The 25,126-nt window shown below is 71.2% G+C and carries 28 protein-coding genes; 11 read left to right on the forward strand and 17 right to left on the reverse strand.

Annotated features, from left to right (window positions below; translation table 11 throughout):
* Positions 1-53: 53 nt before the first annotated feature.
* Genes ACAZ03_RS00490 through rbfA form a run of 4 tightly spaced genes read right to left on the reverse strand, consistent with a single transcriptional unit; the run spans position 54 to position 2,697 of the window.
* On the reverse strand, positions 54-617 hold the full coding sequence (locus ACAZ03_RS00490) for a DUF1643 domain-containing protein (RefSeq protein ID WP_373355374.1): 564 nt from the start codon (positions 615-617) through the stop codon (positions 54-56).
* On the reverse strand, positions 614-1,522 hold the full coding sequence (gene truB, locus ACAZ03_RS00495; RefSeq protein ID WP_373355375.1) for a tRNA pseudouridine(55) synthase TruB: 909 nt from the start codon (positions 1,520-1,522) through the stop codon (positions 614-616). Before truB ends, ACAZ03_RS00490 begins: the two co-directional genes overlap by 4 nt.
* A 33-nt stretch (positions 1,523-1,555) precedes the next feature.
* Complete coding sequence (locus tag ACAZ03_RS00500; RefSeq protein WP_373355376.1) at positions 1,556-2,305, reverse strand: phosphodiester glycosidase family protein; 750 nt, start codon at positions 2,303-2,305, stop codon at positions 1,556-1,558.
* The gene (gene rbfA / locus ACAZ03_RS00505) at positions 2,302-2,697 is read right to left on the reverse strand and encodes a 30S ribosome-binding factor RbfA (protein WP_373355377.1); all 396 of its coding nucleotides are present in this window, start codon (positions 2,695-2,697) and stop codon (positions 2,302-2,304) included. Before rbfA ends, ACAZ03_RS00500 begins: the two co-directional genes overlap by 4 nt.
* 105 nt (positions 2,698-2,802) lie before the next feature.
* Between rbfA and dapB the strand changes: the two genes are divergently transcribed.
* Complete coding sequence (gene dapB, locus ACAZ03_RS00510) at positions 2,803-3,636, forward strand: 4-hydroxy-tetrahydrodipicolinate reductase (protein ID WP_373355378.1); 834 nt, start codon at positions 2,803-2,805, stop codon at positions 3,634-3,636.
* Positions 3,637-3,741: 105 nt separating this feature from the next.
* Here dapB and ACAZ03_RS00515 read toward each other — a convergent pair whose 3' ends face one another.
* Entirely contained in the window at positions 3,742-4,416 is a 675-nt protein-coding gene (locus ACAZ03_RS00515) for a uroporphyrinogen-III synthase (RefSeq protein WP_373355379.1), read from the reverse strand.
* A gap of 98 nt (positions 4,417-4,514) precedes the next feature.
* Here ACAZ03_RS00515 and tsaD point away from each other — a divergent pair, with 98 nt between their 5' ends.
* The 6 genes from tsaD to ACAZ03_RS00545 all read left to right on the forward strand — a co-directional run bounded on the left by tsaD (position 4,515) and on the right by ACAZ03_RS00545 (position 9,643).
* The gene (gene tsaD, locus ACAZ03_RS00520) at positions 4,515-5,606 is read left to right on the forward strand and encodes a tRNA (adenosine(37)-N6)-threonylcarbamoyltransferase complex transferase subunit TsaD (RefSeq protein ID WP_373355380.1); all 1,092 of its coding nucleotides are present in this window, start codon (positions 4,515-4,517) and stop codon (positions 5,604-5,606) included.
* A complete protein-coding gene (locus ACAZ03_RS00525; RefSeq protein WP_373355381.1) occupies positions 5,603-6,568 on the forward strand; it encodes an NAD(P)H-dependent glycerol-3-phosphate dehydrogenase in 966 nt (321 codons plus the stop codon). The genes tsaD and ACAZ03_RS00525 overlap by 4 nt, the downstream gene beginning before the upstream one ends.
* A 2-nt stretch (positions 6,569-6,570) precedes the next feature.
* Positions 6,571-6,984 carry an EVE domain-containing protein gene (locus ACAZ03_RS00530; protein WP_373357013.1) on the forward strand — a complete coding sequence of 138 codons (414 nt, stop codon included), beginning with the start codon at positions 6,571-6,573 and terminating at the stop codon, positions 6,982-6,984.
* 562 nt (positions 6,985-7,546) lie between these two features.
* Positions 7,547-8,149: a hypothetical protein gene (locus ACAZ03_RS00535; protein WP_373355382.1), complete on the forward strand. Its 603-nt coding sequence runs from the start codon at positions 7,547-7,549 to the stop codon at positions 8,147-8,149.
* A gap of 163 nt (positions 8,150-8,312) precedes the next feature.
* The gene (locus ACAZ03_RS00540) at positions 8,313-8,957 is read left to right on the forward strand and encodes a L,D-transpeptidase family protein (RefSeq protein WP_373355383.1); all 645 of its coding nucleotides are present in this window, start codon (positions 8,313-8,315) and stop codon (positions 8,955-8,957) included.
* Between the two features lie 131 nt (positions 8,958-9,088).
* Positions 9,089-9,643 carry a L,D-transpeptidase gene (locus ACAZ03_RS00545; protein WP_373355384.1) on the forward strand — a complete coding sequence of 185 codons (555 nt, stop codon included), beginning with the start codon at positions 9,089-9,091 and terminating at the stop codon, positions 9,641-9,643.
* Between the two features lie 141 nt (positions 9,644-9,784).
* Here ACAZ03_RS00545 and ACAZ03_RS00550 read toward each other — a convergent pair whose 3' ends face one another.
* The gene (locus ACAZ03_RS00550; protein ID WP_373355385.1) at positions 9,785-10,438 is read right to left on the reverse strand and encodes a peroxiredoxin; all 654 of its coding nucleotides are present in this window, start codon (positions 10,436-10,438) and stop codon (positions 9,785-9,787) included.
* Positions 10,439-10,759: 321 nt separating this feature from the next.
* Between ACAZ03_RS00550 and ACAZ03_RS00555 the strand changes: the two genes are divergently transcribed.
* Positions 10,760-11,638, forward strand: a complete 879-nt coding sequence (locus ACAZ03_RS00555; RefSeq protein WP_373355386.1) for a ring-cleaving dioxygenase — start codon at positions 10,760-10,762, stop codon at positions 11,636-11,638.
* Here the strand turns inward: ACAZ03_RS00555 and lpxK are convergent.
* The 6 genes from lpxK to ACAZ03_RS00585 all read right to left on the reverse strand — a co-directional run bounded on the left by lpxK (position 11,635) and on the right by ACAZ03_RS00585 (position 18,660).
* Positions 11,635-12,618 (reverse strand): tetraacyldisaccharide 4'-kinase, encoded by a 984-nt coding sequence (gene lpxK / locus ACAZ03_RS00560; protein WP_373355387.1) that lies wholly within the window; start codon positions 12,616-12,618, stop codon positions 11,635-11,637. The genes ACAZ03_RS00555 and lpxK overlap by 4 nt on opposite strands.
* Entirely contained in the window at positions 12,618-13,943 is a 1,326-nt protein-coding gene (locus ACAZ03_RS00565; RefSeq protein WP_373355388.1) for a 3-deoxy-D-manno-octulosonic acid transferase, read from the reverse strand. Before ACAZ03_RS00565 ends, lpxK begins: the two co-directional genes overlap by 1 nt.
* Entirely contained in the window at positions 13,826-14,071 is a 246-nt protein-coding gene (locus tag ACAZ03_RS00570; protein WP_373355389.1) for a DUF4170 domain-containing protein, read from the reverse strand. The genes ACAZ03_RS00565 and ACAZ03_RS00570 overlap by 118 nt, the downstream gene beginning before the upstream one ends.
* Positions 14,072-14,139: 68 nt before the next feature.
* Complete coding sequence (locus ACAZ03_RS00575) at positions 14,140-15,498, reverse strand: TldD/PmbA family protein (RefSeq protein ID WP_373355390.1); 1,359 nt, start codon at positions 15,496-15,498, stop codon at positions 14,140-14,142.
* Positions 15,495-17,051: a hypothetical protein gene (locus ACAZ03_RS00580; RefSeq protein WP_373355391.1), complete on the reverse strand. Its 1,557-nt coding sequence runs from the start codon at positions 17,049-17,051 to the stop codon at positions 15,495-15,497. The genes ACAZ03_RS00575 and ACAZ03_RS00580 overlap by 4 nt, the downstream gene beginning before the upstream one ends.
* A 91-nt stretch (positions 17,052-17,142) precedes the next feature.
* Positions 17,143-18,660 (reverse strand): hypothetical protein, encoded by a 1,518-nt coding sequence (locus ACAZ03_RS00585; protein WP_373355392.1) that lies wholly within the window; start codon positions 18,658-18,660, stop codon positions 17,143-17,145.
* Between the two features lie 133 nt (positions 18,661-18,793).
* On the opposite strand from ACAZ03_RS00585, the gene ACAZ03_RS00590 reads away from it, so the two are divergent.
* The gene (locus ACAZ03_RS00590; RefSeq protein WP_373355393.1) at positions 18,794-19,546 is read left to right on the forward strand and encodes an SDR family oxidoreductase; all 753 of its coding nucleotides are present in this window, start codon (positions 18,794-18,796) and stop codon (positions 19,544-19,546) included.
* Positions 19,547-19,586: 40 nt separating this feature from the next.
* On the opposite strand, the gene ACAZ03_RS00595 is transcribed toward ACAZ03_RS00590, so the two are convergent.
* The 5 genes from ACAZ03_RS00595 to ACAZ03_RS00615 form a co-directional block, all read right to left on the reverse strand.
* Entirely contained in the window at positions 19,587-20,159 is a 573-nt protein-coding gene (locus ACAZ03_RS00595) for a cob(I)yrinic acid a,c-diamide adenosyltransferase (RefSeq protein WP_373355394.1), read from the reverse strand.
* The gene (locus tag ACAZ03_RS00600) at positions 20,159-20,362 is read right to left on the reverse strand and encodes a twin transmembrane helix small protein (protein WP_373357014.1); all 204 of its coding nucleotides are present in this window, start codon (positions 20,360-20,362) and stop codon (positions 20,159-20,161) included. The genes ACAZ03_RS00595 and ACAZ03_RS00600 overlap by 1 nt, the downstream gene beginning before the upstream one ends.
* Before the next feature lie 14 nt (positions 20,363-20,376).
* Positions 20,377-20,556, reverse strand: a complete 180-nt coding sequence (locus ACAZ03_RS00605) for a hypothetical protein (RefSeq protein ID WP_373355395.1) — start codon at positions 20,554-20,556, stop codon at positions 20,377-20,379.
* Positions 20,553-21,404, reverse strand: coding sequence for an SDR family NAD(P)-dependent oxidoreductase (locus ACAZ03_RS00610; RefSeq protein ID WP_373355396.1), 852 nt, complete (start codon positions 21,402-21,404; stop codon positions 20,553-20,555). The genes ACAZ03_RS00605 and ACAZ03_RS00610 overlap by 4 nt, the downstream gene beginning before the upstream one ends.
* Positions 21,405-21,523: 119 nt before the next feature.
* Positions 21,524-22,057: an SH3 domain-containing protein gene (locus ACAZ03_RS00615; RefSeq protein ID WP_373355397.1), complete on the reverse strand. Its 534-nt coding sequence runs from the start codon at positions 22,055-22,057 to the stop codon at positions 21,524-21,526.
* Between the two features lie 243 nt (positions 22,058-22,300).
* On the opposite strand from ACAZ03_RS00615, the gene ACAZ03_RS00620 reads away from it, so the two are divergent.
* Both ACAZ03_RS00620 and ACAZ03_RS00625 read left to right on the forward strand, forming a co-directional pair.
* On the forward strand, positions 22,301-24,634 hold the full coding sequence (locus ACAZ03_RS00620) for a DNA topoisomerase IV subunit A (RefSeq protein WP_373355398.1): 2,334 nt from the start codon (positions 22,301-22,303) through the stop codon (positions 24,632-24,634).
* Positions 24,627-25,067, forward strand: coding sequence for a hypothetical protein (locus ACAZ03_RS00625; protein ID WP_373355399.1), 441 nt, complete (start codon positions 24,627-24,629; stop codon positions 25,065-25,067). Before ACAZ03_RS00620 ends, ACAZ03_RS00625 begins: the two co-directional genes overlap by 8 nt.
* Positions 25,068-25,126 lie beyond the last annotated feature (59 nt).

Genomic DNA, 25,126 nt, shown 5'->3' on the forward strand with positions numbered 1-25,126 from the left:
CCTCCCGCCTAGCACAGCTAGCTGCCGGGATGGCCGACTTTCGCGCCTTGAGGTTAACCGCGGCTTGCGCGGCGCTCCGGCACCAGGACGACAGGCGGGGCCCAGGGCTCCGGCCGCACCGTCCTGCGCAGATAGAGCGGGTGGCGCGGCAGCCCGCCCTTGGTCAGCCCCAGCACCGTCAGCGCATGGCCCTCGGCCGCAAGCTCCGCCGCCAGCCGCTCGCCGGCGCCCTGATGGGCGCCATGCACGCCCCAGGCGCAGATGACCGGACCATCCTCGCGCAGCGCCGCCGAGATCACCGCCCGGTTGGCCGGCCCCTCCGGCGCGGCGGCGGCCTTCAGCGCCGCCGGCCGCGTGGCGCGGTAGGCGAAGAGGTTGGCGATGGCGAGCCCGCCGAGGCCCCACTCCCGGCTCCGCGCCTCGCAGCGGGCGATGGTGGGATCGTTCCGCGTCTCGTCCGCCGTGGAAGGGTTGAGCATGATCCAGAGCGCCCGCGGCCCCGCGCCCCAGCGCCGCGTCAGCAGGTAGCGATAGGCCCCGCAGGAGGAGTAGAGCGCCGCCGAGGCGGTGCCCCCCGCCTCGTGCCGCCGCTCCACGACCCCCGCGGGGAAGCTCATGAGACCGGGAAGACCCGCGCCGGGTGGAACTCGCCGCCCATGTAGCGGCCGATGGCGACGGGTTCGCCCTTGTGCCGGGCGAGGCATTCGACCCCGAACTCGACGCCCGAGGCGATGACGCTCGCCGGGTTGCCGTTCCGCAGCCGCGCCAACGAGGACTCGGGCACCACGACCTCCGGCAGGTCGCCGAGCGCCGCGTCCATCGGCAGGAGCAGCGCATCGCGCGCCTCGGGGCTCTCCAGCGCCTCGACCGCCTCCAGCGTCACGGCATCCTCGAGGTCGAAGGGCCCCGACCAGACCCGGCGGAGCGCGGTGACATGGCCGAGGCAGCCCAGCGCCTGCCCGAGGTCGCGGGCAATGGAGCGGACATAGCCGCCCTTGCCGCAGACCATCTCGAGCTCTGCCGTGTCGGCATCCGGCCGCGCCACCAGCTCCAGCCGCTCGACCCAGAGCGGGCGGGCGGCGAGCTCCAGCGCCTCGCCGTCTCGGGCGAGGTCATAGGCGCGCGCGCCGTCCACCTTCACCGCCGAGAAGGCCGGGGGGACCTGCTCGATCTGGCCGCGGAAGGCTGCCAGCGCCGCGTCGATCTCGTCATCCGTCGGCCGGGTCTCCGAGGTCTCGACGACCTCGCCCTCGGCGTCGTCCGTCGTCGTCGCCGCGCCGAAGCGCACGGTGAAGCGGTAGCATTTGAAGGCGTCGGTCACATAGGGAATGGTCTTCGTCGCCTCGCCGAAGGCCAGGGCCAGAAGCCCCGTCGCCGCCGGATCGAGCGTGCCCGCATGGCCGGCCTTCTGCGCCTGCAGAAGCCAGCGCGCCTTGCCGACGACATCGGTGGAGCCCATGCCCGCCGGCTTGTCGACGATCAGCCAGCCCGAGACCGGGCGGCCCTTGCGCTTGCGTGCCATGTCTCGCCCCTGCTGCCCGAAGAAAGGCGCCGCTTAGCCGCCACCCTCCGGCGGGTCAACCAGCAGCCCGACGATCGGCCCCATGGCCCGCCCGGCATCCGAGCGGCCGAAATCCGGCGCATGGAGGCGCGAGACATTGCCGTCAAGGAACAGCGCCTGGTCGATCCCCAGGAAATCGCGGAAGAAGCTGCCGAATTCCCAGAAGGTCACCGGCTCGTCGGAGATGACGAACACCGCCTCGTCCCCGGATGCGCTGGTGCCGACGCCATTGCGCACATAGCGCGAGGTCGAACTCTCGAGGAAGCGCGGGTGCAGCTTGCCGTCGATCACCAGCATCGGCCCCGATTGCGTGGCATAGTCGCACGCCGGCTCCTCCTCGGCGAAGCGGCGGGTCTCGATGACCTCGGCGCTGTCGGCCGTCAGGCAGAGCACGCCATTGGGCAGAAGCCCGAAGTTGCCCGGGCTGGCGCTGGTGAGAAGCCGCGTCTGCGCCTCGCCGCCTTCGACGTAATAGCCGACCGCCGCGCGATCGGGATGATACATCCCGGCGTTCATCGCGAAGACCAGCCGCTTGTCGGGGAAGGCCGCCTCGACGGCGCTGAACTCGCCGAAGGGCTGGCCGTTCGCATCGTTGAGGAAGAGCCGCAGGTCCCCCTCTTCGGGCGAGAGGCGGCACAAAGCATAGGATCGGCCCTCGAAGCTCTCGCGCCGGCAATCGAGTGCGGCGGCGGGGCCTGCGAGGGCCAGAAGCCAGAGAATCGCGACCGCGGCCCGGGCGTTCATCCCTCGACGTCGCGCCGCACCCGCTCGTCGTCCAGGAGACGGCGGGTCTCGTCCATCTTGTCGAAGGTCTCGTCGAGCTCGAAGCGCAGCTTCGGCGCGTATTTCAGATCGACCTGCCCGGCGACGAGATGGCGGATCTCGGCGGAATTCTTCCGCAGCGCCGCCAGCACCGGCTCGGCGTCGATGCCGCCCAAGGGCATGACGAAGGCGGTGGCGATCTTCAGATCGGGCGAGGAGCGCACCTCGCCGACGGTGATCGAGGTGCGGCCGAGCACCTCGTCATGCACGTCGCCGCGCATGAGGATGTCGGCGAGCGCCCGGCGCACGAGTTCGCCCACGCGCAGCTGGCGCTGGGTGGGGCCGGCGGTGTCGGAAGGATGCCTGCGGCTCATGGGGCTGATCTAGGGCAAGCCGGCGCTCTTGCCAATGGTGCGGCGGCGGTTGCCCGCCTCTCCGCCGGGCGCTAGAGCCGGAAGGACAGCGAGGGAGCAGCGCAGATGGACCAGACAGAAGGCCCCACCACTGGCCCGACACCCGGTGTCGTCGTCACCGGAGCCTCCGGCCGTATGGGCCAGGCCCTCATCCGCCTGCTGGCGGAGACGGATCGGCTCCGCCTCGTCGGCGCGCTCGACCGCGAAGGGTCTGACTGGGTGGGCCGCGATGTCGGCGAGGCCATGGGCGGCGCACCCCTCGGCGTCATGGTCAGCGATGATCCCGTGGCCACCATCGCCCGGGCGCAGGCGGTGATCGACTTCACCGCCCCCGCGGCGACGGTCGCCTATGCCGAGCTGACGGCGCAGGCCCGCGCAGTGCATGTCATCGGCACGACCGGCTTCGAGCCGGAGCATCTCGCGGCGCTCCATGCCGCCGCCCGCCATGCGGTGATCGTCCGCGCCGGCAACATGAGCCTCGGCGTGAACCTCCTCGCCCGGATGACGGAGCGGGTGGCGGCGGCGCTGGATGAGGCCTTCGACATCGAGATCATCGAGGCGCATCACCGCCACAAGGTCGACGCGCCCTCCGGCACGGCGCTGATGCTGGGCGAGGCGGCGGCGAAGGGCCGCGGCATCGCGCTTCAGGACCATGCCGAGCGCGGCCGCGACGGCATCACCGGCGCCCGCGCCCCCGGCGCCATCGGCTTCTCGGCGATCCGCGGCGGCGATATCGTCGGCGAGCACACGGTGCTCTTCGCCGGCGCCGGCGAGCGCATCGAGCTTCGCCATATCGCGACCGACCGCTCGCTCTTCGCCCGCGGCGCCCTCAAGGCCGCCCTCTGGGGGCAGGACAAGCACCCGGGCGAATACGACATGTACGACGTCCTCGGCCTCTGACCGGCGCGCCCCCGCCCCCCGGTCTTTGCTCCCGACAAATCCTCGGGGGGGAGTCGCCTAAGGCGACGGGGGGCAGACAGCCCCCCAGACCCGCCCGCAGCCCGCTCAGACCCTGGCGATGGCGCGCCGCACTGCCGCGCACATGTCCCGCGCCGTCGGGTTGGCCGCGATCTCGACACGGGCGGGGCGGAGCGGCCCGGCCGCCTCCGCCACCGCCTCGCTCATCGCGACGATATGGAGCGGTGCCGTCAGCCCGGCTTCCGCCGCCATCAGCACCGCGGAGCGGGGGGAAAAGAGCGGCAGCACCACCGCGCGCTCCCCGCCCAGCGCCTCCCGGGCGGCCGGCGACAGGGGGCGCGGCTCCTGCACATAGACGATGCGCTCCTCGGCGCCGAGCCGCTTCGCGATATTCCCCGTCGTATGCGCGCCCCGCAGGTGGAGGAACCGCATGTCGCGCGGATGCTCCGCCATGGCCGTCACGAGCTTCTCCGCCGTGGGCGCGGTGAAGACCACATTGGCCCCGACCGCGCGCACCGCCGCCGCCGTCCGCTGGCCGACCACCCAGGCGGGCAGGCCCTTCGGCAGCGAGGCGGCGGCATAGGCCGCATTCTCTGAGGTGAGGATCAGCCCGTCCGGCGTCTCTGCGGGCAGGCCGAAGGGGCGCCGGTGAATTGCCTGCGTCGGCGCGATGAGCAGCTCCGCCGCCACCTCGCCGAGATCCTCCGCAAAGCGGCGCGAATCCGGCTCCGGCCTTGTGATGATCAGCCATGGTCGAGCCATGCGGTTGCCCCCTCCCTCGCGCCGCCGGACCGGCAGCGCCATTGTTCGCACCCGGGCACAATGTTACCTCGCGTACAATCAGCCGCAATGGGAGCGCCATGATCGCGCCGTTTACCCTTCTCGGGATCGAATCGAGCTGCGACGACACGGCCGCCGCCGTCGTCCGCATGGGCGAGGCGCCCGAGGTGCTGGCCAATGTCGTCATGGGGCAGGAGGCGCTTCATGCCGCCTTCGGCGGGGTGGTGCCCGAGATCGCTGCCCGCGCCCATGCCGAAAAGCTCGACTTCGCCGTCGAGGCGGCGCTGGCCGGGGCCGGGGTCACGCTCGCCGAGATCGACGGCATCGCCGTCACCGCCGGGCCCGGGCTGATCGGCGGCGTCCTCTCCGGCGTCATGCTGGCCAAGGGGCTGGCGGCGGCGACGGGAAAGCCGCTCATTGGGGTGAACCACCTCGCCGGCCATGCGCTGACGCCGCAGCTCACCGACGGGCTGGCCTTCCCCTACCTCATGCTCCTCGTCTCCGGCGGGCATTGCCAGTTCCTGATCGTGCGCTCGGCCACCGAGTTCACCCGCCTCGGCGGCACGATCGACGACGCGCCGGGCGAGGCCTTCGACAAGGCGGCGCGGCTCCTCGGCCTGGCCCAGCCCGGCGGCCCGGCGGTGGAGAAGGCGGCGGAGGCTGGCGATCCCGCCCGCATCGACCTGCCCCGCCCGCTCCTCGACCGGCCGGATTGCGACATGAGCTTCTCCGGCCTCAAGACGGCGCTTCTGCGCGCCCGCGACCGGCTGGTCGATGCGGCGGGGGGCCTGACGGAGGCCGATGTCGCCGACCTCTCCGCCAGCTTCCAGGCGGCGGTGACGGAGATCCTTGGCGTGAAGGCTCGCCGGGCCATCGCGCTCTACCTCGAGGAAGCACCGGAGGCCCCCGCCTTCGCCGTCGCCGGCGGCGTCGCCGCCAACCGCGCCATCCGCGCCGCGCTGGAGGAGGAGGCCCGGGCGGCCGGCGTGGCCTTCGCCGCGCCGCCCCTGAAGCTCTGCACCGACAATGCGGCGATGATCGCCTATGCGGGCGGGCTCAGGCTCGCGGCGGGGCTGACGGACGACCTGACGCTCTCCGCCCGCCCCCGCTGGCCGCTGGACGCGGGCGCCGCGCCGATGATCGGCTCGGGCAAGAAGGGGGCCAAGGCATGAGCTCGCCCATCGCCGTCGCCGGCGCCGGGGCCTTCGGCACGGCGCTCGCCATCGCCGAGGCGCTGGCCGGGCGCGACGTGCTGCTCTGGGGCCGCGACGCGGGCGTGATCGCGGAGGCTGAGGCCTCCCGCCGCCTGCCCCGCCTGCCGGAGGCCGAGCTGCCCGGCAACATCCGCCTCACCGCCGATCTCGCCGAGCTGGCGGGCGCCGAGGCCGTGCTGCTCGCCGTGCCGGCCCAGGCGCTCCGCGGCTTCCTCTCCGGCGCCGGCGTGCTCGCCGGGCGCCCGCTCGTCGCCTGCGCCAAGGGCATCGACCTCGGCACCGTCACCGGCCCGACGGCGCTGATCGAGGCGGCGATGCCGGGCAATCCGGCGGCCGTCCTCACCGGCCCCTCCTTCGCCGCCGACATCGCCGCCGGCCTGCCGACGGCGCTGACGCTCGCCTGCGAGGACGAGGCGCTGGGCGAGAGTCTGCAGCATGCGCTCTCGACCCCCAACCTCCGGCTCTACCGCTCGACCGACGTGACGGGGGCGGAGCTCGGCGGCGCGCTCAAGAACGTCATGGCCATCGCCTGCGGCGCCGCCATGGGCGCCCGGCTCGGCGAGAGTGCCCGCGCCGCCCTCATCTCGCGCGGCTTTGCCGAGATGCAGCGGCTGGCGCTCGCCCTCGGCGCCCGGGCCGAGACGCTCGCCGGCCTCGCGGGGCTCGGCGATCTGGTGCTGACGGCCACCTCCGAAGGGTCGCGCAACTACCGCTACGGCCTTGCCATCGGCCGGGGCGAGGATTTCGCCGCCGGCGTCACCGTCGAGGGCGCCGCCACCGCCGACGCGGCGATGGCGCTCGCCACCCGCATCGGGGTAGACCTTCCGATCACCGAAGCCGTCGCCGCGCTGGTCGCCGGCGAGGCCGAGGTGTCCGACGTGCTCTCCGGGCTCTTCGCGCGCCCGCTCAAGGAGGAATGAACTTGGCCAAGTGGCTCTTCAAATCCGAACCCGACGTCTTTTCCTTCGATGAGCTGGTGTCCCGCGGCAAGGACGGCGAGGAATGGGACGGCGTGCGCAATTACCAGGCCCGCAACAACATGCGCGAGATGAAGGAGGGCGACCTCGGCTTCTTCTATCACTCCCGCTCGGGGCTGGAGATCGTCGGCATCGTCGAGGTCTGCAACGAGGCGCATGCCGATTCGACGACCGAGGACGAGCGCTGGGAATGCGTCGACATCCGCGCCGTGAAACCGCTGCCCCGCGCGATCACGATGAAGGAGATCAAGGCCGAGCCCCGCCTGAAGGACATGGTGCTCGCCAACAACTCCCGCCTTTCCGTTCAGCCGGTGAGCGAGGCGGAATGGGCCGTGGTGCTGGAGATGGCGGGCGCCTGACGCGCTCGCGCGCCCCGGGGCCCTCTGGAGGTGCCCGGGGGCTTCTGCACACGCCCTGCGCAACCGCTCCGCCGTGTCTGCCGGGCCGCCGGCCTACCCTTCCCGCGACATCAGCCGGGAGGTCACTCATGCACCGCAACTCTCATCGCCGTCGCGCCGCCGCCCCCGGCTGGTGGATCGGCCCTGCCTCCATCGCCGGCGTGCTGCTCTGGGCGGCGCTGATTGCCGGCCTGTCCTGAGTCGGAGGCCCGCCAGAGGGCGCCGCACATGCGGAAGGACCCGGGCCAAGCCGCGGGTCCTTCCCTCACCCCGTGTCTCCCACAACACGAAATCACCGTGCAGCCTCTATGCCACCCCGCCCCCGAAGATCGGGTTAAGACGCGGTAGCCGAAACGGCGGAATGCTTAAGGTTGAAGGTTAACGGGCGGCCGGATGGCTGGGCCGAAAGGCCGGCGCGGCCGCCTCCCCGCGGCAGCTCACGATGACATGATCTCGAGTCGTGTTGAAGGGGGCCGGCATCGCACCACATTGGAAGTTAAACGTTTTTTAAAGAGGCACCCTGATGCAGACCAAGTTCACACTCGCCGCCCTCGCAGCGGCAACCTCGCTCGCCGCCGCCGCCCCCGCGCTCGCCCAGGAGCCCGGCAGCGTCAATGTCGGCGCGGGCCTGTCGACCCTCGGCGCGACCATCGAAGGCTCCTACCAGATCACCCCGGAAGTGGCGCTTCGCGGCCTGGCCAACGGCACCTTCGGCCTCGGCGTGGAATCGACGCTCGAAGATTACGACTTCGAGGGCGACGCGCAGATCGGCGGCGTCGGCCTTCTGGCCGATTACTACATCGGCGGCGGCAACTTCCGCGTCTCCGGCGGTGTCTACGTGCCCGTGGGCGAGCTCGAGGGCACCTTCACCTCCGGCGCGCAGACCTTCGACGGCACGGCGCGCTTCTCCGATGACGTGGCGCCCATGGCCACTGCCGGCTACCGCTACGCCTTCGCCAGCGGCCTGACGCTGACGGCCGAGGCCGGTGCGATCTTCTCGGATTACGAGATCTCCACCAACAGCCCCAACCCGGCCGACCAGGCCGAGGCCGACCGGCTGAACGACGAGGCCAACGACTGGGGCGCCTACCCCTATGTCGCCCTGACCGCCGGCTTCAGCTTCTGAGCCAGTCCTTCGGGCCCCGGCCCGGAGCTTCAGCCCGAGGGCGCGCCCGGTTCACAGCGGTTTCAGCCGCCAGTTGTGAGCCGGGCGCGCCCTGCTGTATAAGGGCAAGCGACAACAGCGCCGCGGGGCTGCCCGCGGCGACCAAAGGTTGAAGGACATGTCCATGGTTTCGCGACGCAGCTTTCTGGCCGGATCGGCGGCCGCTTTCACGGCCGGCCCGGTGCTGGCGCAGGTGACGCCGCCCGATCGCCCGGCGCCGCTGCAGCTCGACGTGACGCCCGAGGCGACCGCGCCGCTCGGCATCAACCTGCCCCCGGACATGGAAGGGGATTACCTGATCCCCGAGGAATACCGCGCCAAGATCGTGCCGATCCAGCCCGGCATCCCGGCCAACCAGATCCATATCGTGCCGCAGAACTACCACCTCTACTTCACCCTGCCGGACGGCGTGGCGATCCGCTACGGCGTCGCCGTCGGGCAGGAGGGGCTTGGCTGGTCCGGCTCCGCGCGGATCCAGCGCAAGGTGGAATGGCCCTCGTGGCGGCCGACCGACGAGATGATCGAGCGCAACCCCTCCGCCTACGCGCAATATGCCGACGGCATGCCCGGCGGTCCGACGAACCCGCTCGGCGCCCGGGCGCTCTATCTCTTTCAGGGGGAGCGCGACACGGCGATCCGCATCCATGGCACGACGCAGCCGGCCTCGATCGGCCGCTCGGCCTCGAACGGCTGCTTCCGCATGTACAACAGCCACGTGATCGACCTCTACAACCGCGTGCCGCTCGGCACGGCGGCCTTCGCCTACTGAGCGAAGGGCTCTGGCTGCGAGACCACAGGGGCGCCCCAACCGGCGCCCCTTTCGCGTTTTTCGGCGACAGGGTTAACCAACCGGTGATAAAGTCCTGCTCATAAAAAGCAGGCAACAACATGAGCAGTCCCATGACATCACGGAGAGGTTTTCTCGCCGGCGCGCTGGCATCCGTTCTTGCCACACCGGCCCTTGCGCAATCCGTCTGGCGGATGCCGCATGAATACCGGCCCACGAATGTGCGGATCGGGCCCGGGCAGATCCCCGGCTCCATCCAGATCGATTCGGCCGGCACCTGGCTCTACCACATCCTCGATGAGGGTCTGGCGCGCCGCTACAAGATCGCCGTGGGCGCCGCCGGCCGGCAGTTCGTCGGCACCGCCTATGTCGGGCGCAAGGCCGAATGGCCCTCCTGGCGGCCGACGGCGAGCATGATCGCCGAGGAGCCGGAGGTCTACGGACCCTTCCGCGCCGGCCTGCCCGGCGGCCACCAGATGAACCCGCTCGGCGCCCGGGCGCTCTATCTCTATCGCGGCGGGCAGGACACGCTCTTCCGGATCCACGGCACGCCCCAGCCCTGGACGATGGGGGAGAGTTTTTCCTCCGGCTGCGTCCGGCTCATCAACGAGCATGTCGAACAGCTCTACGACATGGTGCCGGTCGGCACCCCCGTGATCGCGACCTGATCGCGGGATGGCGCGCCGGGGCCTGGCCGGCTGAGCGGCCGGCCACGGATCCGCCACGGGCGGGCGGACAAGCAAAACGGGCGGCAGGTTGCCCTGCCGCCCGTTTGTCGTCCGTTGCGAGCCCGTGGCCGGGCCCTGCCCTCAGGAGGGCAGTTTCGCGGTGCGCAGATACGGCAGCACCTTGGTGAACTCGCCGAATTTCGCCTTGGCGTCCTCGTCCGAGACGGAGGCGGGGATGATGATGTCCTGCCCCAGCGCCCAGTCGGCCGGGGTGGCGACGCCGCGCGAGGAGGAGGTCTGCAGCCCGTCGAGCGCGCGGAGCACTTCAGAGAAGTTGCGCCCCACCGTCATCGGATAGGTCATCGTCAGCTTCAGCTTCTTGTCCGGCCCGATGATGAAGACGGCGCGCACGGTCTGGCTGTCCGCCGGGGTCGGGTTCTCGGGCAGGTAATGCTCGGCCTCGAGCATGTCGAAGGCCTTGGCCACCGTCAGGTCCTTGTCGGCGATGATCGGGAAGCCCGCCTCGCGGCCGGCGACCGTCTCGATATCGCCCTTCCACTTCTGGTGGTCGGCGGCGCTGTCGACGGACACGCCGATCACCTTCGTGCCGCGCTTGGCCCATTCATCCGCGAGCCGCGCGACCGCGCTGAACTCGGTGGTGCAGACGGGGGTGAAATCCTTCGGGTGCGAGAAGAGGATCGCCCAGCTGTCGCCGATCCACTCGTGCAGCGACAGGGTGCCCTGATCGGTCTCGACCGTCAGGTCGGGGATGGTGTCGTTCAGTCTCAGTCCCATGTCGATCTCCTTGTCCAGAGGCGGGTCTCGGCCCGCGTCGAAAGACATATAAGCGGCGGGCCGCCGTGCCGCCACCACCCGGGGCCAATGAGGGAGGCGGGCAAGCACTTCGGAACGACAAGAGAATTTCTTCCCGCCGGGAGCGGCGGGGCCATGAAAACAGACTTCCGGCCTCGGGGCCGCTCGACCATCCGTCCCGGGGGAGTCGGCCGGGCCTCGGGCGGCCGCACCTGGCATGCCCGCAGAGCGTCGCGCGGGCCGGCGGGGTTTTCGCGGGCGCCCGGCGCCTTACATAGAAGCCGGACCAGTTAGGAGCCGCCCATGTTTCCGACAATTCCCGGATTGCACCACGTCACCTCCATCGCCTCCGATCCGCGGCGGAATGACGCGTTCTTCACCGACAAGCTCGGCTTGCGCCGCGTGAAGAAGACCGTGAATTTCGACGCCCCCGATGTCTATCACCTCTACTTCGGCGACCAGGCCGGCAGCCCCGGCACGATCTGGACGAGCTTCCCCTTCCCCGATGCCCGCGCCGGCACGGTCGGCAACGGCACGACGGTGCGCACCTCCTTCGCCGTGGCGAAGGATGCGCTCGATTACTGGGAGGCGGTGCTGGGCGGTCGGCGTGACAGCACTTTCGGCGTCTCGCGGCTCGTCTTCGAGGGGCCGGACGGTGAAGGGCTGGCGCTCGCGGCCGAGGCCGATGGCGACGGGCCCGAGATCCGCTCGTTGCATTCGGTGACGCTCAGCCTTGCCGATACCGGGCCTGAGGCGGAGATCCTCAGCCTGATGGGCTGGGAGGAGGTCGCCGAGGAGGGCGGCGAGCGGCTGTTCTCCGCCCCCGGCGAGGCGCGCGGCAAGAGCGTGATCCTCGCCGGCCGGCCGGATGCCCCCCGCGCCCGCGAGGGCGCCGGCTCTGTGCATCACGTCGCCTTCCGCGTCGCGGATGACGCAGGCCAGGAGGCGGCGCGGCAGGCCCTCAGCGATGCGGGCTATGGCGTGACCGAGGTGCGCGACCGGCAGTATTTCCGCTCGATCTACTTCCGCACCCCCGGCGGCGTGCTCTTCGAGATCGCCACCGACGGCCCCGGCTTCGATGCCGACGAGCCGGCGGAGACGATGGGCCAGGCGCTGAAGCTGCCCGGCCAGCACGAGCATATGCGCGACCGTCTTGAAGACGAGCTGGTGCCGCTCGACTAGAGCCCGAGCCTGTCCAGCGCCGCGTCGAGCGGCGCCGGATCATCCAGCGTCAGCCGGACGGGCAGCGTCAGCACCTTGGCGCGAAAGCCGTCCGGCAGGCGCACCGCATCCTTCTCCGTCGTCACGAGCTGGGCGGTCACCGCCTTCGCCTCCGCCTCCAGCCGTTGGAGGAGTGCGGGGCTGAAGGGCTGGTGATCGTCTAATGCCACGGTGGCGACGAGGTCTGTTCCGAGCCCGCGGAGCGTCGCGAAGAACTTCTCTGGATGCCCGATGCCGGCGAAGGCGAGGGCGCGGATGCCGGGCCAGGGCATGCCCGTCGCCAGCGGCGTGAGCGCGCCGGTCAGGCGCGGCGGCGCCTCCGGCAGCGGCCAGCGGGCGGCGAAGGCCGCCTGCGCCGGCGCCGCGCCGATGGTGAGGAGGAGGTCCGCCCGGGCGAGCCCGGGGCCGACCGACTCTCGCAGCGGCCCGGCGGGCAGGCAGCGGCCGTTGCCGAAGCCGAGGCCCGCATCGGCGACGACGATCGAGAGATCCTTCACCAGCGCCGGGTTCTGGAAACCGTCATCCATCAGGATGACCTCCGCCCCCGCCTCCACCGCCAGCCTTGCGGCGGCGGCGCGGTCGCGCGCCACATGGGTCGGCAGAAAGGCGGAGAGGAGGAGCGGCTCGTCCCCCACCTCCGCCGCGCTCTGGCCCGCCACGGTGACGGGGCCGGTGAGGCTGCCGCCATGGCCGCGGCTGATGGCATGGGGGCGGGCGCCCCGGGCGATCAGCCGCTCGGCGAGCGCGATGAGCGTCGGCGTCTTGCCGGTGCCGCCGGCGTTTAGATTGCCGATGCAGATGACGGGCACGGGCGCCCGCCAGCCCGGCCGCGCCACCCGCCGCGCCGTGGCGGCGCCGTAGAGCGCGCCGAGCGGGGCGAGCGCGCGGGCCTGCCAGCCGGGACGGTCCGGCGGCGCCTGCCAGAAGGCGGGCGGGCGCATCAGGGCGCCTCCGCCGGCAGGATCGCCAAAAGGTGCTCCGCCAGCCGGTCGAGCGCCTCGGCGCCCTGCGAGGTCACCGACCAGGCGGCATGGGCCATCTGCGCGGCCTTGTCGGGGGTCAGCAGCGTCTCGACCATGCGGCCCAGATCCTCGCCGGAGGTGACGGCGCGCGCCGCGCCGGCGCGCGCGAGGCGGCGATAGGCGGCGTCATGCGGCTCGGTGCGGATGCCGTGAAGCACGGCGGAGCCCATCGCCGCCGGCTCGAACGGATGCCGCCCGCCGCCGCGGCTCATGGTGCCGCCGAGATAGGTCAGCGTCGCGATCCGGTACCAGAGCCCGAGCTCGGACACGCCGTCGGCGAGGCAGATGTCGGTCTCCTCTCCCGGCTCCTGCCCCTGCGCGCGGTCGGCGACGCGCAGGCCCTCGGCCCGGAAGGCGCGGGCGAAGGCGGCGGAATCGGCCGGGTCCGCCGGCAGCACGGCGAGGAGCAGCCGGTGCGTGGCGCGGGTGGCGCGGCGCTGGGCCAGCGTGAGCGCGGCGAGCTCGGCCACGGGCGCGGCGGCGGCGAGCCAGACGGGGCGGGGGCCGATGGCCTCGGTCACCGATTCCAGCTCGGCCCGGCTGCAGGGCAGGATATGCGGCGGCGGCACCAATGCGCCGATGGCCCGCGCCTCGCGCGCGCCGCTGCGCAGGAGCTCGGCGATCTGGCCCCGCTCTTCGGCGAGCACGCAGTCGAAGAGCTTCAGGAGCGAGCGGGCCAGCCCGAGCCCGGCGCCGAACCCCGCGCCCCGGCGGCGCGGCACGACGGGGGAGCCGCTCGGCACGAGGAGCCGCGGCATCCCGGAGAGCGCCGCCTCGGCGATCAGCGCCGGGCGGGCGGGCGCGCCGAACCAGACGAGCGCATCGGGGCGCCAGCGGTCCAGAAAGGCCCGGGCCGCGCTGCGGTTGTCGGGGGGCGCGGCAGCGTGGAGGCCCTCGGCCTGCGGCGCATCGCCGGTGACGACCAGCGCGGGCGCCGCGCCCCGATGCTCCAGATGCGCGGTGAAGGCGGCGAGGGCGGCGCCGGCCTCCGCCCCTTCGGCATGCAGCCAGACGAGCCGGCCCGCGGGCCGGGGCGCCGGCTCCTCAGCCGGGTCTCCGCCCCGGCCGGTGCCGCGAAGGGCCAGCCAGGCGGAGAGCGGCAGGGGCAGCCGTGCGGGCGCGGGGCTCAGCCCAGCTCCTCGGTCGGCGAGCCCGCGCTCTCCTCGTCGCGCAGGCGATGGATATGGGCGATGAAGTAGCGCATGTGGGCATTGTCCACGGTGCGCTGGGCCTCGGATTTCCACGCGTTGTAGGCGGTGGCGTAATCCGGGAACATGCCGACGAGGTGGATGTCGTCGACATTGCGAAAGACGTTCTTCTGCGGGTCGACGAGCTCACCGCCGAAGACGAGGTGCAGGCGCTGGGTGGGCATGGGGGCTCCTTTCGCTGACGGCGCCTTCCTAGGCGCGCGCGGCCCCGGCGGCAAGCGGGGCGCCCGGTTCAGGCGCCGGCGACAGACATGTCCTCGACCAGCAGCGACGGGATCACCCGGCCCGTGTGCAGGCGCGCGTCATTGGCGGGGATCACCCGGCGGAGCATGTCGGGCAGCGATCCGGCGATGGTGCATTCCGACACCGGCCAGGCGATCTCGCCGTTCTCGACCCAGAAGCCCGAAGCCCCCCGCGAGTAATCCCCGGTGTTGGGGTTGATCGTGGCGCCGATCAGCGAGGTGACGTACAGCCCGGTGCCCATCTGCTTCAGGAGGTCATCGAGGCTCGCCTCCCCCTCCGTCAGGCGGAGGTTGTGGGCCGAGGGGTTCGGGCCGGAGCGGGGGGAGCGGGCGGCATTGGCGGTGCTCTCCAGCCCCAGCTTGCGCGCATTTGCGAGATCGAGGATCCAGCCCTGCAGCACCCCGTCCTCCACCAGCTTGCGCTCGCGCGTCGGCAGCCCTTCGGCATCGAAGCGGCGCGAGCCGGGCACGCGCGGGCGGTGCGGCTCTTCCATCAGGTCGATGCCGGCGGGCAGGACGGCCTCGCCCATCAGCCCGCGCGCCCAGGAGGCGCCGCGCGCCACGGCGCTGCCGTTGATGGCCGAGAGGAGATGCCCGACGAGGCTGCCCGCCACCCGCTCGTCATAGAGCACATGGGCGCGGCCCGTCGGCGGCTTGCGCGGTTTCAGCCGGGAGAGCGCCCGCTCGGCGGCCAGCGCGCCGATCTCGGCGGGCGCGCGCAGATCGGCCGTGAAGACGCGGGCGTCGTAGTCGTAATCGCGCTCCATCCCCAGCCCCTCGCCGGCGATGGCGACGAGCGAGAGCTGCGCCATCGTCGCCGTCCAGCCGCCGGAGAAACCGGTGGAGGTGGCCAGATGCAGCCGCGAGCGGCTCCAGGCGGCGGAGGCTTCCGCCTGCGCGATGCCGGGGGCGGCCATGGCGGCGGCCTCCATCTCGCGGGCCGCGGCCTCCAGCGCCGCGGGGTCGCGGTCGATGGCGGGGTCTTCGAGCTCGAGGCCGGTGGCGTCCCGCGCCTCGGCCAGCGCCTCGGCCGGGGCGAGCCCGGCATAGGCATCCTCCGGCGCCTCGCGCGCCATGGCGACGGCGCGCTCGGCCAGCCCGGCAAACCCGCCGGGCCGGCTGTCGGAGGCGGAGGTCATCGCCTGCCGCTGCCCGATGAAGACCCGCAGGCCGATCTGCATCGCCTCGGCCCGCCCCGCCTCCTCCAGCTTGCCGGCCCGCACGTCGATGCCGGTGGCGCTTTCCTCCACCACCATGGCATCGGCCGCATCGGCGCCGGCCTTGCGGGCGGCGTCGATCAGGGCCTCGGCGAGCTCTTCGGGGCTGGCGACGGCCGGGGCGTCGCTCATTTGATCTGCTGCCCGTTGGCGAAGATCGTGCCGTCGGGATTGATCTCGATATGCGAGGTGAGCGCATCCTCGCCCGCCGCCTCGGCGAACATGCCGATGCCCATGCGCACGCCCATGATCGATTCGGCGGGCACCATGCCGGAGGCGCTGAGCGTCGACAGCGCCTGGTTCAGCCCGGTCAGATCGAAATCGGCCGTGCCGTCGAGCGAGGGCTCGGCCCCCGTGGCGAAGGTCTTGCTGAGGTCGACGGCGAAGCTGCCCATGCCGGTCAGTTGCGCGCCGAGCGCCCGGACGTCGAGCCCCCTGAAGCCGACATTCGTGACGTCGACGGGGCTCTCGCCCGCCTCGATCGTCTCGATCAGCGGCATGATGTCGAGCAGATCCTGGCTGATGACGAGATCGGCGTTCAGTTCCATGCCCAGCGTCATCGGGTCGCGGGGCAGGTTGCCGCCCGGGTCGATCATGTTCCAGAGCTCGTCGGAGACGGCTAGGTCTTCCGCCCGGAAGGCATAGCGGCTGGCCTGCGTCTCTTCGCGGGCATTGACCGGCAGCGTCATGCCGAAGGTGCCGGTCGCCACGGACACGCCGAGCGGGAAGGGGATGTCGGGCGAGGGCGGCATCGAGAAGTCGAAGCCGCCGAACGTCGCGTCGAGCACCAGCCCGTCATCGTCGAACCGCAGCGTGGCCTCCTGGCTGGCGACCGACTGCGCCTGGCTCACGGACATGCCGGTATAGGCATCCTCGGTCACGGTCTGCGACTGGGTGTTGGTCGTGGTCGTCTCCGCCGACAGCGCCAGGCCGCGCCGGAGCGCGTCGGAGAGGTTGAGCAGGTCGATCGTCCCGCCGGGCAGGGCGAGCGTCACGTCGGACACCACCGATTCCATGACGCCGACCGTGTGGATCGTCGTGACGCCGGGGAGCGTCAGCGTCATGTCCTGCACGACGCCGGCCATGCGGGACTGCGCCGTGGCATCCACCGCGCCGCCTTCGGAGCTGATGGTGCTGAGCGAGGTCATCTCGTCGTAATCGATGAAGAAATCGAAGCCCGGCTCGCCGTCGAGCTCGGGCACGGTCGGGCCGTACTGATCCTCGGCATGGAAGGCGAGAAGGTGCATTTCCACGCCGCTGCCGGTCGTCTCGTAGGTGACCTCGGAGGGCGTGCCGCTGGCCAGCGTCTCCTGCCGTACGGACATGCCGAAGAGCAGGTGCACCGTCATCCTGTCGCCATCGGCGTTGATCTCGGCGTCGAAGGCCATCTCGGTGTCTTCGGGCCAGAGGATCTGCGCGGTGCCGTCGCCGGTCTCGGTGATCTCGGGGCCGGTCAGCGAGAGGCTGACGGAGCCGACATCCATCGGCAGAACGTAGCTGTAGACCACGTCGCCCACCGAGAGCGTGTCGCCGCTGCGCGTCGGGCTGGCGGAGATGTCGAAGCCCATGGCGACGGTCGGCCGGGTCATGTTGTGCCAGACATCCTCGGCGGTGACATCGGCGAAGGCCGGCAGGGCGGCGAGGCTCGCGACGGCGGTGGCGCTCAGAAGGGCGGAACGGGGCATGATGGGACCTCCCGGGGTCTGGTATCCTTGGCGCGATATGCGCGACGGGCGCCGCGAGGCTGCGGCGCCCGCCCTGTGGTTCCCTCTTTATCTAGCGAAGCTGCTGCCCGTTCGCCAGAACCGAGCCGTCCGGAGTGACGGTGATCGTCGATTGCAGCGCATCTTCGCCGACCGATTCGGTGAAGAGCCCGAGCATCATCCGCGCGCCCATGAGCTGGTCCTGCGGGACCAGCCCCATCTCGGCGAGCTTGCCGATCAGCGCGTTCAGACCCTCGATGTTGAAGACCGCCTCGCCCTCGGGCCGCGGCATGCCCTGGAAGGTCGTCAGATCGGAATTGTCGAAGGTGAAGGCGCCGGTGCCCTCGATGGAGGCGCCGACGAGCTTCACCGTCAGTTGATCGAGGTTGAGCTGATAGAGTTCGCCCGGCATGTCGTTGCCCATGCCCATCGCCGCCGTGGGGTCGGAGAGGTCGACGAGCAGCTTGCCAACGCCGGAGAGCTTGAAGATCAGCGTCATCGGGTCGTGCGGCAGGGCGCCGGCCGGATCCGCCATCATCCAGATCTCTTCGTTGAGCGCGAGCTGGTCGATGGTCAGGCTCGCGCCGATCTCCGCCGGCTCTTCGGTCGCGGACACCGGCATGCCGAGCGAGAAGCCAAGCTCGGCCACCGACACGTCAAGCGGCAGCGGCATGCTGCCGGACACGAGCTGGAAGACGACCCCGTTCGCCTGCTCCTCGAGCGCGAACTCGCTGGCGTTGAGCGTCAGCGCGAGGCTCGAGCTTTCGGCGGCATAGGCGCCGGAGGCGGTGTCGCTGCCGTCTTCCCAGGAGTAGATCATCTCGCCCGCCCCCGCAGATACGGCGAGATCCGTCGCGAAGCCGGCGGCGAACATCTCTTCCGGTTCGGTCGTGGCCATGTCGAGCGGCGTGGTGGTGTCCTGCCGCAGGGCCACGTTCGAGATCTGGCCGGCCAGGTTGGCGACGACCTCGCCCGGGTCGTTGATGTCGAGGAAGAGCTCCAGCGTGTCGGCATTGATGTCGGAGGCGACATGCTGCAGCGCCTCGTCCTCCGACATGGTGGCCGAGCCGGACAGGCCGATGAGCCGGGCCGTCCCCTCCGCCTCGACGGGTTCGCCGGCGTCATAGAGCTCGACGAGCGCGAAGTCGTAGCTGTCGGCGCTGAAGGTGTAGGTCATCTCCTCCGGCGTGCCGGAGACCTGCATGTCGAGCCCGGCATTGCTGACCGAGATGACGGCGCGGTTGAGGTCCACGTTGGCCGCCTGGCCGAAGGTCATCTCGTAGCTTTCGGGCACGGTGACGGAGACGGAGCCGTCGCCATTCTCGGTCAGCACGATCGTGCCGACATCGGCGGAGACATGGACGTCGTCGTCCTCAAACTCGACCGAAATGTCGTCAATTGTGAGCGTATCGCCGTCGCGCACCGGATCGGCCATGGTGATCATGCCGTCACCATAGGCAGAGATCGCCTCCTGCCACGTGGCCCAGACGTCGTCGGCGGTGACATCGGCCCAGGCGGCACTGGAAAAGGCGAGCCCGGCCGTGAGGGCGGCCAGCGCGGTGGCGGGACGTGAAATGTGATTAACGGGCATTGGGGGCCCTCCCTGATCTAACACAATGTACCCAAGTTGCGCGCCGTCCCTGCCACGTCAAGGTGGGGAAATCTGGACCATTCCCCCTTGTCATGGCAGCATTCCTGCGCAGGCAGCAAAGAGGCTCGAACGGATGAACGTCAGCGGCAGATGCGTTGTGATCACGGGTGCGAGCCGCGGCATCGGGGCCGCGGCGGCGCGGGTTTTCGCCGATGCGGGCGCCAGGGTGGCGCTCCTCGCCCGCAACGAGGCCGAGATCGCCGACATCGCCGGCGAGATCGGCACCGAGCAGGCGCTGGCGGTGCCCTGCGACGTCAGCCGCGCGTGGGAGGTGGATTTCGCCATCAAGGCGGCGGCGGAGGCCTTCGGGCCGCCGGCGGTGCTGGTCAACAACGCCGCCGTGGTCAGCCCCATCGCCCCCATAGCCGAGGCGGATCCGGAAGCCTGGTGCCAGGCGCTCGACATCAACGTCAAGGGCCTCTTCAACGCCGCGCGGGCGGCCCTGCCCTCGATGCTGGGCGCCGGGGGCGGCACGATCCTGACGCTTTCCTCCGGCGCGGCGCACCGGGCGCTCGACCATTGGTCGGCCTATTGCGTGTCGAAGGCGGCCGCGGCGATGTTCAACGCCGCGCTGCACGAGGAATACGGCGAGCGGGGCATCCGCGCACTGGCGCTCTCGCCGGGCACCGTGGCGACGGACATGCAGCGGCAGATCAAGGACAGCGGCATCGGCCCGGTGGCGGCGCTCGACTGGTCGGATCACATCCCGCCCGACTGGCCGGCGCGGGCGCTCCTGTGGATGTGCTCGGCCGAGGCGGATAGCTATCTCGGCGGCGAGGTGAGCCTGCGCGACGAGGACATCCGCGCCCGGATCGGGCTGTCCTGAGCGGCGAGGCGGGCCGGGACGGGCCGGGGAGCCTGCGGGCCTAGCGCCCCTGGCCCGGCACCCAGGGCACATCCGCCCGGCCGCCGTCATTGGCCATGCGCGCGGCGGCGAAGAGCCAGTCCGACAGACGGTTGAGGTATTTCAGCGCCGCCGGCGTCACCTCGGCCCCTTCCGCCAGCGCCATCGCCAGCCGCTCCGCCCGCCGGCAGATCGTGCGCGCGAGGTGCAGATGCGCGGCGAGCGCCGTGCCGCCGGGCAGGATGAAGCTGCGAAGCGGCTCGAGCTCCGCCGTCATCGCATCGATCTCCGCCTCCAGCCGCTCGACCTGGGCGGGGGTCATGCGCAGCACCTCGTAGGATTCACTGGCATCCGCCGCCGGATCGGGCCGCGAGAGATCGGCGCCGAGGTCGAAGAGATCGTTCTGGATCCGGGCGAGTGCCGCCGCCATGTCGCCCTCCGCCTCCAGCCTGGCGAGGCCGAGCGCCGCGTTGGTCTCGTCGACCGTGCCATAGGCCTCGACTCTCAGGTCGTGCTTCTTGACGCGGTCGCCGTTGGACAGCGCCGTCGTGCCGTCATCGCCCGTGCGGGTGTAGAGCTTCGACAAGACAACCATCAGCCGCCCCTCCTGAGCCAGACATAGAGAAGGATCATCGCGATCGCGACGGCCTGCATGCCGACGCGCCAGCGCATGATCTTGTTGGCATTGCGCCGGTTGAAATCGCCGCCGCGCCCGAAGGTGCCGATGCCGAAGAGCAGGATCCCCGCGACCAGAAGGACGGCGCCGAGCGGCAGCAAGAGGAGCGGATCGTCGCGCAGCATGAAGCCCTCCCTCAGGCCTGTGACAGGGCCGGCTTCGGGGCGAAGCCGGTGACGATGGCGGCGCCCCTGCCGGTGGCCGGGCCGCGCGTCATCGCCGGGAGCAGATAGCACGCGGCCGCCCGGCGGGCCATGACCGCCCGGGCGGCATGTCTGTTGAAAGCCTCGTGATCGGCGGGCCGGGCGCCGCTCACGGCTCGCCCGCCGCCGGCTTCGGGCGGTTCACGCGGCGGATGATCCCGTCCACCCAGCGGGTCGGCAGCGCCCGGCGGCCGAGGCTGGCGACGAGCGCCGGCACCGTCACGGTATAGCGGGCGCGCGGCCGCCGCGCCTCCAGCGCCCGGGCCAGCACCCGCGTCACCGCCTCGGGGAAGAGCTCGAACGCATCCTTGCCCGGCGCCTCGGCATAGAGCCGGCGGCGCAGATCGCCGTAGTCGCGGGCGGAGGCCTGCCAGTCGATCCAGCGCTCGAAATGCGGCACGGAATTCACCCGGATGCGGCTGCTGATCGGCCCCGGCTCGATCAGCACGACCTGGATGCCGGCCGGTGCCAGCTCCAGCCGCATCACGTCGCTCAGCCCCTCGATCGCGTATTTCGTGGCGGCATAGGCCGCCCGCCATTCATAGGGCACCAGCCCGAGGATCGAGGAGTTCTGCACGATCCGCCCGTGTCCCTGCGCCCGCATGACCGGGATGACCTGCCGGGTGAGGTCGTGCCAGCCGAAGACATTCGTCTCGAAGATCTCCCGCAGCGCCTCGCGGGGCAGGTCCTCCGCCGCCGCGGGCAGGCCATAGGCGCCATTGTTGAAGAGCGCATCGAGCGTGCCGCCGGTGGCGGCGAGCACTTCGGCGAGGCCGGAGCGGATGCTCTCCTCGTCGGTATAGTCGATGCGCGGGCTCTCGAAGCCCTCGGCGCGCAGCCGCGCGCAATCCTCTTCCCGCCGGCAGGACGCAAAGACCCGCCAGCCGCGGCTGCGCATCCCGCAGGCGGCATCATAGCCGATGCCGGAAGAACAGCCTGTGATGAGAAGCGTCCGCGCCATCCGCCCTTTCTGGGGCGGCGTGGCGCGGACGGCAAGAGCTGGCTTGGGGGCGGGTTCGGAGGGGGCTGCGGCGGGGCTTGGGGCGGGGCCGTCCCCGGCCCCGCTCGGACTTGTCAGGCTCAGGCCTGGGGGGCGATCAGGCGCTCGGCCATCCAGCCCTCGACGCCGCCGTCGACCGTGCGGATGCGGGCCCAGCCGGAGCGGGTCTCCATCACCTCGAGGGCGGTCCCCTCGCTCAGCGTATCGACGACGAGGTAGTTGGTGCCCGGGCCGGCGCGCATGTTCACGCGGCTGCCGTCGACCATCCACAGCGGATCGGCCTCCGGGGCCTCGGCGGCGGCTTCGACTGCTTCGGTGGCCGGCTCGGTCCCCGACTCGGTCAGGGTGATCGTCTCCTCCGGCACCACTTCCAGCGCGGCCGGCTCGGCGGTCGCGGGGGCGGCGATGGCCGGCAGGGCGAGGCTGCCCTGCTCGGAGAAAGAGGCGAGCGTCACCTCGGCACCGGCGGCGCGCGTCACATCGACATCGCCCGCCTCGGCGCCGGCCTCGGCGACCTCGTAGGTCTGTTGTTGCGGCACGAAGTTCGGCCCGTCGGACAGGGCGTAATAGGCGCCGCCCAGAAAGAGGAAAGTAACGGCGATGAAACTCTTCACGATATCGCTCCCGGTTTGGTTGCGAATCCACAGGGGGCAGCAGCAGATTCGAGCAGTGTTTGCTCTCCAATGCGTGACGAGCCGTGAGGTTCCACCGGGGAAGGCCGGATTGAGTCCAATTGGCGAGGCCAGATGAGCCGGCCGACGCCGTGAGGGGGCGTTCCCCGGACGGCGCGCAGGCGGTGGGTTGCAAAGCTCCACCGCCGGCTTGCCCGGCCCGCCGGCCCCCGCTACACGAGACCTATGAGCGACGAGACGGATGACCCCAAGATGGAGGGGCCGGAAGAGCCGGCACCCGGCGGCAGCGAGGTCAGCGAGCCTCTCAGCCGCGCCATCGGCGAGCGCTATCTGAGCTATGCGCTCTCGACGATCGTCAACCGCGCGCTCCCCGATGCGAGAGACGGGCTGAAGCCCGTCCACCGGCGGATCCTCTTCGCGATGCGCGAGCTGCGGCTCACCGCCTCCGGCGGCTTCCGCAAATCCGCCAAGATCTCCGGCGACGTGATGGGGAATTACCACCCCCATGGCGACGGCGCGATCTACGACGCCATGGCCCGGCTCGCGCAGGATTTCGTCATCCGCTACCCGCTGGTCGACGGGCAGGGGAACTTCGGCAACATCGACGGCGACATGCCCGCCGCCTCGCGCTACACTGAGGCCCGCCTGACGGCGGCCGCCGAGGCGCTGATGGAGGGGCTGGCCGAGAATGCCGTCGACTTCCGCGAGAATTACGACGGCACGCTGACCGAGCCGATCGTCCTGCCGGCGGCCTTCCCGAACCTCCTCGCCAATGGCTCCTCCGGCATCGCCGTGGGCATGGCGACGAATGTGCCGCCGCACAATCTCGACGAGCTGATCGAGGCCTGCCTGCATCTTATCAAGTCGCCCGACGCGCGGGACGAGACGCTGATCCGCATCGTGAAGGGGCCGGACTTCCCGACCGGCGGCGTCATCGTCGAAAGCGCCGAGAGCATCGCCGAGACCTACCGCACGGGCCGCGGCTCCATCCGCACCCGCGCGCGCTGGGAGGTGGAGGAGCTCGGCCGCGGCCAGTGGCAGGTCGTCGTCACCGAGATCCCCTACATGGTGCAGAAGTCGCGGCTGATCGAGAAGCTCGCCGAGCTGATCCAGCTGAAGAAGATGCCGGTGCTGGCCGATGTGCGCGACGAGAGCGCCGCCGACATCCGGCTGGTGCTCGAGCCGAAGAGCCGCTCCGTCGACCCCGGGGTCATGATGGAGATGCTGTTCAAGGCTTCCGACCTCGAGACGCGCTTCGCCATGAACATGAACGTGCTGATCGACGGCATCACGCCGAAGGTCTGCTCGCTGAAGGAGGTCCTCCAGGCCTTCCTCGCCCACCGCCGCGCCGTGCTGATCCGCCGTTCGGAGCACCGGATGGAGAAGATCGACCACCGGCTCGAGGTGCTCGAGGGCTTCATCACCGCCTTCCTCAACCTCGACCGGGTGATCGACATCATCCGCTACGACAACGACCCCAAGGCCGCGCTCATGGCCGAGGAATGGGCCCGCAAGACCCCGCGCTGCCGCGACGAGAGCGACTATGTCTCGCCGCTCAGCTACTCGACCGAGGGCGAGCTGAGCGAGGTGCAGGCCGAGGCGATCCTCAACATGCGCCTCCGGGCCCTCCGGCGGCTGGAGGAGATGGCGCTCCTCAAGGAGCAGGGCGAGCTGATGGAGGAGCGGGCGGCGCTCGACGACCTCCTCGCCTCGGAGGAGCTGCAATGGGCGAAGATCGCCGGCGAGCTCCGCGAGACCCGCAAGGCCTTCGGCGCTTCCGCCCCCGGCGGCGCGCGGCGGACCAGCTTCGGCGAGGCCGGCGAGGTCACCGAGATCGCCGTCGAGGCGATGATCCCGAAGGAGCCGGTGACGGTCGTCCTTTCCGCCATGGGCTGGATCCGGGCGATGAAGGGCCATATCGACCTCACCCAGGAGCTGAAGTACCGCGACGGCGACGAGGGGCGCTTCCTCTTCCATGCCCAGACGACGGACCGGCTGATCCTCGTCGGCGAGAACGGCCGGTTCTACACGCTCTCCGCCGGGCAGCTCCCCGGCGGGCGGGGCTTGGGGGAGCCGGTGCGCCTGATGGTCGACCTGCCGAATGACAGCCGCATCCTGACGATCTTCACCCACGAGCCGGGGCGGAAGCTGCTGGTCGCCTCCTCCGCCGGGGACGGGTTCCTCCTCAGCGAGGACGAAGCCGTGGCCCAGACCCGCGCCGGCAAGCAGGTCTTGAACGTCAAGGACGGGGTGGTGGCCAAGGTCGTGACGCCGGCCACAGGCGATCACGTCGCGGTGGTCGGCGAGAACCGCAAGGTGCTGGTCTTCCCGCTGGAGGAGCTGCCCGAGATGGGGCGCGGCAAGGGCGTCCGCCTGCAGAAATACAAGGATGGCGGGCTCAGCGACGCCATCACCTTCACGCTGGCGGAGGGGCTGAGCTGGCCCGACAGCGCCGGGCGCACCCGGCGGGTGGAGGACCTCGGCGATTGGCTGGCGAAACGCGCCTCCGCCGGGCGGATGGCGCCGCGAGGCTTCCCGCGCGACAACCGCTTTGCCTGACCGCCTGAGGTCACGCCTCAGGGCGTGGTGGGCGGGGGCCGATTGGTCCGAGCGGCTCCTGGGCCTCTTCACGGCGGGGTTCCTCACCTTCTGCCTCGGGTTCTTCTGCAAGGCCTGGATCCTGGCGTCCGGCCCGTCCGACGGCCCGCCCTGCCGCGAGCTTGCCGCCGAAGAGGCGACGGTCTTCGCCTACGAGCCCGGCCCGAGCGCGCTCGATCGTGTCAACGGCGTCGTCGTCTCGGGCATCTGGGGGCGGGCGCAGCCGCGCTGCGTGATGGTCATCGGCAGGCACCGCTGCGAGGTGACCGGGCCGACGATCCTGCGCGCGGAGGTCCATGGCCAGCGGCGCTACTTCGAGGTGCCGGAGGGGCGCGCCGCCGTGCTCACCGTCCGACGGCGGACGCCGCAGTGCACTTTGCCGCAGGACGTGTGACGGGGCGAGCGGCGGGGCGAGCCGCAGGGCGACGGCCAGACCCCCATGCCGGCTTGATT

Source organism: Pseudoroseicyclus sp. CXY001 (assembly GCF_041714655.1).
Taxonomy (GTDB): Bacteria; Pseudomonadota; Alphaproteobacteria; order Rhodobacterales; family Rhodobacteraceae; genus Pseudoroseicyclus_A.

Excerpts from the sequence above, each read along its gene's own strand:
- dapB (WP_373355378.1), top strand. The coding sequence starts at position 2,803 with ATGGACCAGACAGAAGGCCCCACCACTGGCCCGACACCCGGTGTCGTC.
- ACAZ03_RS00595 (WP_373355394.1), bottom strand. The coding sequence starts at position 20,159 with ATGGTTGTCTTGTCGAAGCTCTACACCCGCACGGGCGATGACGGCACG.
- ACAZ03_RS00550 (WP_373355385.1), bottom strand. The coding sequence starts at position 10,438 with ATGGGACTGAGACTGAACGACACCATCCCCGACCTGACGGTCGAGACC.
- rbfA (WP_373355377.1), bottom strand. The coding sequence starts at position 2,697 with ATGAGCCGCAGGCATCCTTCCGACACCGCCGGCCCCACCCAGCGCCAG.
- ACAZ03_RS00590 (WP_373355393.1), top strand. The coding sequence starts at position 18,794 with ATGAACGTCAGCGGCAGATGCGTTGTGATCACGGGTGCGAGCCGCGGC.
- ACAZ03_RS00525 (WP_373355381.1), top strand. The coding sequence starts at position 5,603 with ATGAGCTCGCCCATCGCCGTCGCCGGCGCCGGGGCCTTCGGCACGGCG.
- ACAZ03_RS00515 (WP_373355379.1), bottom strand. The coding sequence starts at position 4,416 with ATGGCTCGACCATGGCTGATCATCACAAGGCCGGAGCCGGATTCGCGC.
- truB (WP_373355375.1), bottom strand. The coding sequence starts at position 1,522 with ATGGCACGCAAGCGCAAGGGCCGCCCGGTCTCGGGCTGGCTGATCGTC.
- ACAZ03_RS00580 (WP_373355391.1), bottom strand. The coding sequence starts at position 17,051 with ATGCCCCGTTCCGCCCTTCTGAGCGCCACCGCCGTCGCGAGCCTCGCC.
- tsaD (WP_373355380.1), top strand. The coding sequence starts at position 4,515 with ATGATCGCGCCGTTTACCCTTCTCGGGATCGAATCGAGCTGCGACGAC.
- ACAZ03_RS00555 (WP_373355386.1), top strand. The coding sequence starts at position 10,760 with ATGTTTCCGACAATTCCCGGATTGCACCACGTCACCTCCATCGCCTCC.
- ACAZ03_RS00575 (WP_373355390.1), bottom strand. The coding sequence starts at position 15,498 with ATGAGCGACGCCCCGGCCGTCGCCAGCCCCGAAGAGCTCGCCGAGGCC.
- ACAZ03_RS00570 (WP_373355389.1), bottom strand. The coding sequence starts at position 14,071 with ATGCCCACCCAGCGCCTGCACCTCGTCTTCGGCGGTGAGCTCGTCGAC.
- ACAZ03_RS00540 (WP_373355383.1), top strand. The coding sequence starts at position 8,313 with ATGGTTTCGCGACGCAGCTTTCTGGCCGGATCGGCGGCCGCTTTCACG.
- ACAZ03_RS00500 (WP_373355376.1), bottom strand. The coding sequence starts at position 2,305 with ATGAACGCCCGGGCCGCGGTCGCGATTCTCTGGCTTCTGGCCCTCGCA.
- ACAZ03_RS00490 (WP_373355374.1), bottom strand. The coding sequence starts at position 617 with ATGAGCTTCCCCGCGGGGGTCGTGGAGCGGCGGCACGAGGCGGGGGGC.
- ACAZ03_RS00535 (WP_373355382.1), top strand. The coding sequence starts at position 7,547 with ATGCAGACCAAGTTCACACTCGCCGCCCTCGCAGCGGCAACCTCGCTC.
- ACAZ03_RS00585 (WP_373355392.1), bottom strand. The coding sequence starts at position 18,660 with ATGCCCGTTAATCACATTTCACGTCCCGCCACCGCGCTGGCCGCCCTC.
- ACAZ03_RS00545 (WP_373355384.1), top strand. The coding sequence starts at position 9,089 with ATGACATCACGGAGAGGTTTTCTCGCCGGCGCGCTGGCATCCGTTCTT.
- ACAZ03_RS00610 (WP_373355396.1), bottom strand. The coding sequence starts at position 21,404 with ATGGCGCGGACGCTTCTCATCACAGGCTGTTCTTCCGGCATCGGCTAT.
- lpxK (WP_373355387.1), bottom strand. The coding sequence starts at position 12,618 with ATGCGCCCGCCCGCCTTCTGGCAGGCGCCGCCGGACCGTCCCGGCTGG.
- ACAZ03_RS00620 (WP_373355398.1), top strand. The coding sequence starts at position 22,301 with ATGAGCGACGAGACGGATGACCCCAAGATGGAGGGGCCGGAAGAGCCG.